This is a genomic window from Saccharopolyspora sp. NPDC002686 (genome assembly GCF_040295745.1).
Taxonomy (GTDB): Bacteria; Actinomycetota; Actinomycetes; order Mycobacteriales; family Pseudonocardiaceae; genus Saccharopolyspora; species Saccharopolyspora oryzae.
Window position 1 is genome coordinate 1 of sequence record NZ_JBEOVY010000647.1, and the last position, 1,570, is coordinate 1,570.

Here is a 1,570-nt window from a genome sequence, read left to right on the forward strand (position 1 = left end):
GACCGCCGTCGACGCCCCCGCCGACGCCCCGCTGCTGGACCGCATGGTGCCCATCACGGGCCGCCCACCGTGAGCCGGAGGGCGCCGCTGACCGGTCAGCGGCGCCCTCCGCGCGTCAGTAGGCGTCGTGGGCCTTGGCGAACTCGTCGCCGTGGTAGACGTCCCAGTTGATCGACCAGGCCATCAGACCGCGCAGGTTCGGGTAGGTGCCGTGCGGCTGGTAGGGGCCGCAGTTCGTCCCGGCGCGCAGGCAGTCGAGCGCCTTGTGGACCTCCGGGACCGGGGTGAAGCCGTTGCCCGCCGGGTTGGCCGCGGGCAGACCGATCGCGACCTGCTCGGGAGCCAGCGGGGCGAAGGTGTTGTCCGGGTTGCCCGCCAGCGGGAAACCGGTCAGCAGCATGTCGATCATCGCGACGTGGAAGTCCGCGGTGCCCATCGTGTGGTACTGGTCGTCCAGGCCCATCACCGGACCGGAGTTGTAGTTCTGCACGTGCAGCAGGTCCAGCTGGTCCCGCAGCGCGTCGATCACCGGCAGGTACGCGCCCGCCCGCGGATCGGCGCCGGTGCCGCCGCCGTAGTGCTGGTAGCCGACCTGCACGAAGAACGTCTCCGGTGCCATGGTCAGCACGAAGTCCGCGCCGTAGCGGTCGTTCAGGGCGCGCAGCGCGTCGATCAGGTTTACCACCACCGGGGTGGTCGGGTGCTTCAGATCGGTGTCGCCCGGCGCGAGCTCCAGGGAGTGGCCCTCGAAGTCGACGTCGAGGCCGTCCAGGCCGTAGCGGTCGATGATCTCCGCAGCGGACGCCACGAAAGCGTCGCGCGCGGCGGTCGTCTCCAGCCGCACCTGGCCGTTGGCGCCGCCGACCGACAGCAGCACCTTCTTGCCCTCCGCCTGCTTGGCGCGGATCCCGGCGATGAACTCCTCGTCGCTCTCCACGTTCGGGCACTCGGCGGCCTGGCAGCGGTTGAACTCCAGCTGGCCGGAGGTGGGGGAGGTCGGCTCGGCGAAGGCCAGGTCGATGACGTCCCACTCGGCGGGCACGTCGGCCATCCGCACGTAACCGGAGCCGTTGGCGAAGCTGGCGTGCAGGTACCCGACCAGGGCGTGCCCGGGGATGTCGACGGCTTCGACAGAGGCCGGCCCGGTGCCGGCTTGTCCGCTGATGGCGGGTTCGGGGCCGGGGGTGGCGGAGGCCGGTGCGGCGACGAGGACGAGCCCGGCCAGGGCGACGAGCGCGGTGCGGATCCGTGACATGACTGCTCCGATCCGTCGGGGTCGAAGCACAAAAAATGGACTAGACCACTGACCGAGGTCAAGGTCCAGTCCATTACTCGCCACCCGCACCCCAGCCCCCCCGCTCCGCCGGCCAGTCGCTGGGACGCAAATTCAATGGAATTTCGAGGTCCAATTTCCATTGAAATCGCACCAGTCCCCCCGCGCCCGGGCGTGTCGGGCGCCGACACGCCGGGGTCCCGTCACGCCCGGGGTGTGCAGTTTCAATTGAAACTGCGGAACCCAGGCACGGCGGATCACAGTTTCCATTGTAACTGTGGTCCACCTGGTGGGATC

The 1,570-nt window shown here is 69.7% G+C and carries 1 protein-coding gene; it reads right to left on the reverse strand.

Features of this window, described 5'->3' with window-relative positions; all coding sequences use genetic code 11:
* Window positions 1–115 precede the first annotated feature (115 nt).
* Entirely contained in the window at window positions 116–1,255 is a 1,140-nt protein-coding gene (locus ABTZ89_RS38595) for a chitinase (RefSeq protein ID WP_351054433.1), read from the reverse strand.
* Between the last annotated feature and the right edge of the window lie 315 nt (window positions 1,256–1,570).